We start from the raw sequence: 7,722 nt of genomic DNA, 5'->3' as shown, positions 1-7,722 counted from the left end.
CGCGACCAGGCCGCGTTGACCAGCGCGGTCGCCACGGCGCCGCAATCGAACGGCGTGTCGTCGCTGCCGTGCAGGTCGCGATCGTAGGTCACGATCACGCAGACCGGCGCGTCGAACTGGCGAAAGCCGCGCAGCACCCAGTCCTGCCGCCCATCCTTGTCCTCGCGCGCGATTCCCATGGCGGAGAACAGCTGCTTGGCGACGCCGATCTGCCGCTCGCGATGGCGCCCGGCGAACGGCTGGCCGATGCGGAACTCGCGCGAGTGCGGCACGCCGGCGAGATTCCGCTCGGTGTTCCCGGCGCGGATGCGGTTCAGCGGCTCGCCGGTGATGACGTAGAAGTTCCACGGTTGGGTGTTCATCGACGAGGGCGCCCGCATCGCCAGGCCGATGATCTCCTCGATCAGCGCCCTGGGAACCGGATCGGGCTTGTAGCCGCGGATGCTGCGGCGACCGAGGATCACGTCGTCGAACTGCATATGGGCCCTCAGGCATTGGCGGCGCATTGACCGGAACTGTCGGCCAACGCCGCTTGGGTCGCAAGCCGTCGATCCCAAGCCGCTTGTCGGGAGGCGACCGGCTCCGCGTATAAGCTCAGCGCATGGAGGCCTTCTCCGCCCGCGATCTCCTGGCCTGCTACGCCCGCGGCGTGTTCCCCATGGCGGACGCGCGCGACGACTCGCGCGTCTTCCTGATCGATCCGGAGCGGCGCGGCGTGATCCCGCTCGAGCGCTTTCATATCTCGCGACGGCTGGCGCGCACGGTGCGGGCCGATCGGTTCGAGATCCGGCTGGATACCGCCTTCAGCGAGGTCGTGCAGGCCTGCGCCGCGCCCGCGCCGGGCCGGATCGAGACCTGGATCAACCATCCCATCGAACGGCTCTACGTTCAGCTGCACGGGCTGGGCTTCGCCCACAGCGTCGAATGCTGGGCGGACGGCGCGCTGGCCGGCGGACTCTATGGGGTGGCGCTCAAGGGCGCTTTCTTCGGCGAGAGCATGTTCTCGCACGCGCGCGACGCCTCGAAGGTCGCGCTGGTGCACCTGGTCGCGCGGCTGATCGCCGGGGGCTTCAGGCTGCTCGACGCCCAGTTCATGACCGAGCACCTGAGCCAGTTCGGGGCCGAGGAGATCAGCCGCAGGGAGTACCGCAAGCGGCTGGAGCGGGCGCTCGCCGCCGAGGGGGATTTTCAGCGCGCCGGCGCGGGCGCGGGCCCCGGCGCAGGCGCGGCCGCCCTGCAGCTGATCAGCCAGGCCGCATAGACCGGGTGCTCGAACGGGTCGAGGCCGGGCGACGAGGCGAACATCCAGCCCTTGAACGCCTGCCGTGGCGGCAGGGCCGGAAAGCCCGGCTCGGGCCTGGGCTGCGACAGCACCTCGACGTAGGCGATGGAATCCTCGATCGGCTCGTCGGGCATGGAGCGCTCGCAGGCGCGCACGGTGAAGACCAGGGTCTTGTAGCGGATCGGCTTGCCGACCGGAGCCTCGAACCGCAAGGTCTCGGCGGTCACCTTGTCCAGCGCCTGGATCACCGCGACGTCGAAGCGGGCGCGGTGCTGCGGCGCTTCGGGCGCCTTGGCCTGGGCGGGCGCGGCGGACGTTTCCGGCGGCACGGGCGCGACTTCCTTCTCGTCGATCGGCGGGACCGCCATCGGCTGCGGCGTGGGCACGTTCACCGGCGGGGCTTCCTCGGGCGCGGACGGCGGCATAGGCGCGACGGCCTGAGGTCCCCGGGGCGGCTGCGACTTCGTCGGCGGCCCGGCCGGCTGGGCGGCTACGATGCCGCCGGCGCCTAGGGCGATCAGGACAGCGAGCGAGAGGCGTCGGGACACGTGAGCGCCTATTCCGGGGTCCAGGCCTCGTAGTCGCCGGTCGCCCGCTGCCGCTCGCCGCCGCGGGCGAGCGAGCCCTTCGGCCGATAGGCGTAGATGGTGCCCGACAGGTTGGGACGATGCTCCTTCTCCCAGCGTCGGCGCGGCAGAGGTTCGGTGGTCGGCGGCTCGACGAAGGTGTGGTGCAGCCAGCCGTGCCAGTCCGGCGGCACCTTCGAGGCCTCGGCGTAGCCGTCGTAGATGACCCAGCGGCGCTTGCGCCCGTCGTAGCTGTCGGAGGCGTCCTTCGCCTCGTAGTAGCGATTGCCGTAGTCGTCCTGGCCCACGAAGACCCCGCGCCGCGCGATGGTGAAGCGGATGCCGGGCGTGGCGCCGTTCCACCAGGTGAAGAGAGTCTTCAGGATGCTCAAGGCAGGGCTCTGCAGGCGATTCCGGAGGGAGGTGCGGCCGGACTATAGGCGGCGCCCCGGACAGCGTCCAGCACGCCTGCCGCGGCAAGATGTTGGGGATGGACCGCCTTGCGACCGCAACATCTATTGCCCGCCCCGAGACGTCCGACCTAACCTCGCCTGGAGGGAGTCGGCGCATGGGCGAGGCGAGGCCGCGAGCGGCCGCCGAGGGGCGGATCCTGGAGCTGGGCGATCGGTTGCTCGAGGTCGAGGCGCCCGCGCATTGGACGACCGCGCAGGTCGAGGCCTGGCTCGACTGGGCGGCGGGCCGCACCGACATCGCGGGCGCGGTCGGCGAGGCGGTGGAGGCGATCACCCTGAACGCCCAGGCGCGCGGGCTGCTGAGAGACATCCGGGCCCGCACGCAGTTCCGCGACGCGCTGACCGAGGCGCTGCTCTGCGGCCAGATCGGCCTGGCCGCGGGGGGCGGGCCGGCGCCGCGGGTCGCCGACGCCGGCGCCGCGGACGGACAGCGGGCGCTGGCGGCGCTCGTCGAGAGCCACCTTGCCGAAGCGGCGATGCAGGCCGGCGCGGCCGAGCTCGCAGGCCGATTGCAGGCGGTGATGGAGGCCGTCCTGCGCTGCGAAGGCGAGGCGGCCGCCTGCGCCGATCCGACGCAGAACGTCACCCTCGGCCGGGCGGCGGAGCAGGCCCGCAGCGCGGGCGGCTCGGACGCCATGATCCTCGAAGCCGTGGCGCTGGCCCGGGCGGGCGAGCCCTGCTGGCCTTGCGCCGGGCCTCCGAGAGCATCGTCCGGGCTGAGCCTCGTCGTCGCGACGGAGGCTGCGGACGGGCGCCTCGCGCGCGCTGTCTGGCTGACCGGGGCGGTGACGGCCGCGTCGAGCCGGGCGGCGGCGGAGCGCATCGCCGAGGCCTGGACAGCGCCCCGCGCCGCCATCGATCTCCTGGCGTTCTGGCGCGACCAGGCGTTCGACGAGGCGGCGTTCGGCGCAGCCGTGGGTCTCGCCGCCCGGGCCGCCGCCGCGAGTTTCGAGCGGCCGCCGCTGATCGGACTCGCCGGCCTCGGCGACTGGCTGGTCGCCAACGGCCTGGGCTACGGCACGCCGGAGGGACGGACCGCGGCGCGCGCGCTCTATGCGGCGGCCGCCGAGGCGATCCAGGCCACCGGCGCGGACGTCGCCGGCCTTGCGGTGTTCTCCGACCCCGAGCTTGCGCTGCGCATGGGTTCCGGCGACTGCGCGGCCGAGCCTTGGACGGGGCCGCTCGCCTGGTCGGAAACCGCAGACGGCGAGACCTTCGCCACCGTCTCCGACGCGGCTCGGCGGGGGCTGGCGATCGCCGGCGTGGACCTGGCGGCCGCACAGGCCCATCTGCTCGGCGCCCGCGAGCTTTCCGAGGCGCCGGGCGTCGGACGCGCGGCGCTCATCGCCCGCGGCTTCACCGACCATGAGATCGCCGCCGCCGAGGCGGCCCTGGTCGGGGCGCGACGGCTGAGCGAGGCGTTTCGGCCCGAAGTGCTGGGCGAGGGCTTCGTGCGCGACGTGCTCGGCGCGACCGCCGCCCAGCTCGCCGACCCCGACCTCGACGTCCTGGCGCTGGCCGGCTTCACACCCGAGGCGGTGGCGCAGGCCGAAGCCTATGCGCTCGGTCGCGCCGGCCTGGCCGCCGCGAGCTTCATCCCCCCCGAGCGGCAGGCGCTGTTCCAAGACGCCGAGGCGCTCGGCGAGGCGCCGCGGCGGGAGATGCTGAGCGCGCTCGGCCCGTTGCTCGCCGCCCCGCCGGTGCTCGAGCTGCGCCGGCCCTGGGGCGACACGCCCGAGACGATCGCCGCCGACCTGCAACGGCTGGAGGTCGCGGTGCGCATCCGGCGTGACGCGCCGCCCGCCGACCTGCGCCTGGATCTGCCGCTGGCCGCGGAACCGCGGGCGCCGCGCGAGCCCGCGCCCGACCCGCAGCCGCGCATCGTCGAGCGGGTGGTCGAGCGCGAACGGGTGCGGCGCAAGCTGCCGGACCGCCGCAAGGGCTACATCCAGAAGGCCGCCGTCGGGGGCCACAAGGTCTATCTGCACACCGGCGAGTACGACGACGGTGAGCTCGGAGAGGTGTTCCTCGACATGCACAAGGAAGGCGCCGCCTTCCGCTCGCTGATGAACAACTTCGCCATCGCGGTCTCCATCGGCCTGCAGTACGGCGTGCCGCTCGAGGAGTTCGTCGACGCGTTCGTGTTCACCCGCTTCGAGCCCGCCGGCCCGGTGACCGGCAACGATACCGTCAAGTCGGCGACCTCGATTCTCGACTACATCTTCCGCGAGCTCGGCATCTCCTACCTGGGGCGCCACGACCTCGCCAACGTCGATCCCGCCGCGCTGAGCGCCGACGGGCTGGGCCACGGGAACGGCCCGCCGCCGGAGGAGGCCGAGCCGCAGCCGGCGTCCCGCTTCATCTCCCGCGGCTTCTCGCGCGGCGCGGCGCCCGACAATCTGGTCTTCCTGCCGCTCGCGAACCGGACTGGCGGGCCTGCGCTTCTGGAAGCGGCCGATGTCTGCCCGGCCTGCGGCGATCTCGCGGTGGTGCGCAAGGGCGCCTCCCTGATCTGCCAAACCTGCGGCGCTCGCGCCGGCCGGCAGGGCGAAGATCATGGCGCCTAAGCCCTTAGAATTACCGCGAATTAAGTGGCGCGCCAGGAGCCTTCGGCGCAGAGGGGTGAGGTCGTCTCCGGATCCGTCCCGCCTCCATGAAGCGTATCGCCACCTTCCTTCCCGTGCTTGCGGCGTTCGCCCTCGCCGTCCCTCAGGTTGCGTTGGCCGGCGACAAGGCCATCCCGCACATCAACAGCTTCGGCGGCTCCTGTCCGAAATGCGAGCTCTCCGGCCGCCGGCTGCGCGGCGCCCAGTTCATGGGCGCGAACTTCTCCGGCGCCTCCTTCGTCGGCTCTGACCTGCGCGACGCCCATTTCCTGGCCTCCAACTTCTCGGACGCCAACCTGAGCCGGGCCGACCTCACGGACTCCCAGATCCTCGGGGCCAACTTCAAGAGCGCGAACCTGTCGAACGCGCGGCTTCGCGACACCCAGGCCACCGGCAGCATCTTCTCGGAGGCCAACCTCTCCGGCGCGGACATGAGCGACGCCAACGCGCAGGGCTCCTCGTTCAGCGAGGCGACCCTCGCCGGGGCCCGGCTGCGGTCCATAGACCTCAGCGCGGCCAACATGACCCGGGTCGTGGCGCACGGCGCCGATTTCTCGGACGCGACGCTCCGCGCGGCCACCCTGGCCTATGGACGTTTCGAGAAGGCCTCGTTCCGCGACGCGGTGCTCGACGCCGCGGACCTGATGGGCGGCAACTTCGACGGGGCGGACTTCCATGACGCCAGCCTGCGCCGCGCGGTCCTCTATGGCGCGGACCTCTCGCGCGCCCGCGGCCTGACGCAGGACCAGCTGGACGAGGCCTGCGCCGACGGCCGCACGCGACTGCCCGCGGGTCTCACCGGCAAGAGCTGCATCGGCATGCGGGTCTCCGTCCACGGATCGCGGATGATCGTGGCTCCGCCGGCCCCGCCGATGCCCCCTTCGCCGCGTTATCTCGTGGAGAGCGCCGTCAACCCTTGATCGGCGGCGCCAGGCGGATGTGCAGCTCCTTGAGCTGCCGCTCCGGAACCTCAGAGGGCGCGTTCATCAACAGGTCCTGGCCCTGCTGGTTCAGCGGAAAGGCGATGACCTCGCGGATGTTCTGCTCGCCCGCCAGCAGCATGACGATCCGGTCGATTCCGGGCGCGAGGCCGCCGTGCGGCGGCGCCCCGTAGCGGAAGGCGTTGAGCATGCCTGCGAAGTCGTGCTCGACGCTCTCGCGGGAGTAGCCGGCGATCTCGAAAGCCCGCAGCATGATGTCCGGACGGTGGTTCCGGATCGCGCCCGAGCACAGCTCCACCCCATTGACGACGATGTCGTACTGGTAGGCGAGGATCTCGAGAGGATCCCTGGCGTTCAGCGCCTCCAGGCCGCCCTGCGGCATGGAGAACGGGTTGTGCGAGAAGTCGACGTGGTTGGTCTCCTCGTTCAGTTCGTACATCGGGAAGTCGACGATCCAGACGAAGTCGAACCGATCGTCGGCGACGAGATCGAGCTCGGTCCCGACCTTGGTGCGCGCGACGCCGGCGAATTTGTAGAACGCCTTCGGATCGCCGCCCACGAAGAAGGCCGCATCGCCGACCTTCAGCCCGAGCTGGTTGCGGATGGCCTCGGCGCGCTCGGCGCCGATGTTCCTGGCGATGGGGCCCGCGCCGCCCTCCTCGCCGTCGCGCCAGAAGATGTAGCCGAGGCCGGGCTGGCCCTCGGCCTGGGCCCATGAGTTCATCCGGTCGGCGAAGGCGCGCGAGCCGCCGCCCGGCGCCGGGATCGCCCAGATGGCGTTCTTCGAATCCTCCAGCATGCGCGCGAACAGGCCGAAGCCGCCGCCGCGGAAATGCTCGGAGACGTCGGCCATGACCAGCGGGTTGCGCAGGTCCGGCTTGTCGGTGCCGTACTTGGCGATGGACTCCCGGAACGGCAGGCGGGGGAAGGGATAGGGCGTGACCGTCTTGCCCTGCGCGAACTCCTCGAAGACGCCGTGCAGCACAGGCTCGATGGCCGCGAACACGTCCTCCTGGGTGACGAAGCTCATCTCCACGTCGAGCTGGTAGAACTCCAGCGACCGGTCGGCCCGCAGGTCCTCGTCGCGGAAGCAGGGCGCGATCTGGAAGTAGCGGTCGAACCCCGCCACCATCAGCAGCTGCTTGAACTGCTGCGGCGCCTGGGGCAGCGCATAGAACTTGCCCGGGTGCAGGCGCGAGGGCACCAGATAGTCGCGCGCGCCCTCCGGCGAGGACGCCGTCAGGATCGGCGTCTGGAACTCCAGGAAGCCCTGCTCAATCATCCGCCGGCGGATAGATTGGATCACCTGGCTACGCAGCACGATGTTGCGGTGGAGCGTGTCCCGCCGCAGGTCCAGATGGCGGTTCTTCAGGCGGATATCTTCGGGGTAGTCGGGCTCCCCGAACACCGGCAGCGGCAACTCGGAGGCCGCCGACAGCACCCCGACCTCCTTGACCCGCACCTCGATTTCGCCGGTCGGCAGGTTCGGATTCACCGTCTCGGGCGAACGGGCCACCACCTCGCCGTCCACGCGGATCACGCTCTCGGCGCGCAGGTGCTCGACGGTCGCGAAGCCGGCCGAACCAGGGTGCAGCACCAGCTGGGTCAGGCCGTAGTTGTCCCGCAGGTCGACGAAGATCAGGCCGCCATGGTCGCGCTTGCGATGGATCCAGCCTGAGAGGCGGACCGTCTTGCCGGTGTCGGCGGCGCGAAGCGCGCCGCAGGTATGGGTGCGGTAGGCGTGCATATTTTCCGGAAAACGGGTGATTTACGAGGCGCGGAAGGGCGCATGAGGGGGTGCGAAAGTCAAGGTGCGAGCGCCGGGCGGTCCCCTCCCCCCAGTCATCCCCGCGA

At 71.4% G+C, this 7,722-nt stretch carries 7 protein-coding genes; 3 read left to right on the top strand and 4 right to left on the bottom strand.

What is annotated here, in order from left to right:
- A partial coding sequence (locus VLI41_RS02190; protein ID WP_325266418.1) for a nitroreductase family protein occupies positions 1-479 on the bottom strand: 479 nt, incomplete at its 3' end.
- Positions 480-601: 122 nt separating this feature from the next.
- On the opposite strand from VLI41_RS02190, the gene aat reads away from it, so the two are divergent.
- A complete protein-coding gene (gene aat, locus VLI41_RS02185; RefSeq protein WP_325266417.1) occupies positions 602-1,261 on the top strand; it encodes a leucyl/phenylalanyl-tRNA--protein transferase in 660 nt (219 codons plus the stop codon).
- Here the strand turns inward: aat and VLI41_RS02180 are convergent.
- Positions 1,189-1,707 (bottom strand): DUF2155 domain-containing protein, encoded by a 519-nt coding sequence (locus VLI41_RS02180; protein ID WP_325266416.1) that lies wholly within the window; start codon positions 1,705-1,707, stop codon positions 1,189-1,191. The genes aat and VLI41_RS02180 overlap by 73 nt on opposite strands.
- A gap of 131 nt (positions 1,708-1,838) precedes the next feature.
- Positions 1,839-2,234, bottom strand: coding sequence for an NADH:ubiquinone oxidoreductase subunit NDUFA12 (locus VLI41_RS02175; protein WP_325266419.1), 396 nt, complete (start codon positions 2,232-2,234; stop codon positions 1,839-1,841).
- 182 nt (positions 2,235-2,416) lie between these two features.
- On the opposite strand from VLI41_RS02175, the gene VLI41_RS02170 reads away from it, so the two are divergent.
- Positions 2,417-4,888: a ribonucleotide reductase gene (locus VLI41_RS02170; RefSeq protein WP_325266415.1), complete on the top strand. Its 2,472-nt coding sequence runs from the start codon at positions 2,417-2,419 to the stop codon at positions 4,886-4,888.
- An 86-nt stretch (positions 4,889-4,974) separates the two neighbouring features.
- Complete coding sequence (locus VLI41_RS02165) at positions 4,975-5,847, top strand: pentapeptide repeat-containing protein (protein WP_325266414.1); 873 nt, start codon at positions 4,975-4,977, stop codon at positions 5,845-5,847.
- On the opposite strand, the gene aspS is transcribed toward VLI41_RS02165, so the two are convergent.
- Entirely contained in the window at positions 5,837-7,615 is a 1,779-nt protein-coding gene (aspS, locus tag VLI41_RS02160) for an aspartate--tRNA ligase (RefSeq protein WP_325266413.1), read from the bottom strand. The two genes, VLI41_RS02165 and aspS, sit on opposite strands and share 11 nt — an antisense overlap.
- Positions 7,616-7,722: the final 107 nt, after the last annotated feature.

The sequence above is a fragment of the Phenylobacterium sp. genome, from assembly GCF_035475775.1.
GTDB lineage: Bacteria > Pseudomonadota > Alphaproteobacteria > Caulobacterales > Caulobacteraceae > Phenylobacterium.
This window is presented reverse-complemented; position numbering and strand designations above follow the sequence as displayed.

Bases quoted from the DNA above. Each gene is read 5' to 3' on its own strand.
- aat (WP_325266417.1), top strand. From the start codon at position 602: ATGGAGGCCTTCTCCGCCCGCGATCTCCTGGCCTGCTACGCCCGCGGC.
- VLI41_RS02180 (WP_325266416.1), bottom strand. From the start codon at position 1,707: ATGCCGCCGTCCGCGCCCGAGGAAGCCCCGCCGGTGAACGTGCCCACG.
- VLI41_RS02170 (WP_325266415.1), top strand. From the start codon at position 2,417: ATGGGCGAGGCGAGGCCGCGAGCGGCCGCCGAGGGGCGGATCCTGGAG.
- VLI41_RS02165 (WP_325266414.1), top strand. From the start codon at position 4,975: ATGAAGCGTATCGCCACCTTCCTTCCCGTGCTTGCGGCGTTCGCCCTC.
- aspS (WP_325266413.1), bottom strand. From the start codon at position 7,615: ATGCACGCCTACCGCACCCATACCTGCGGCGCGCTTCGCGCCGCCGAC.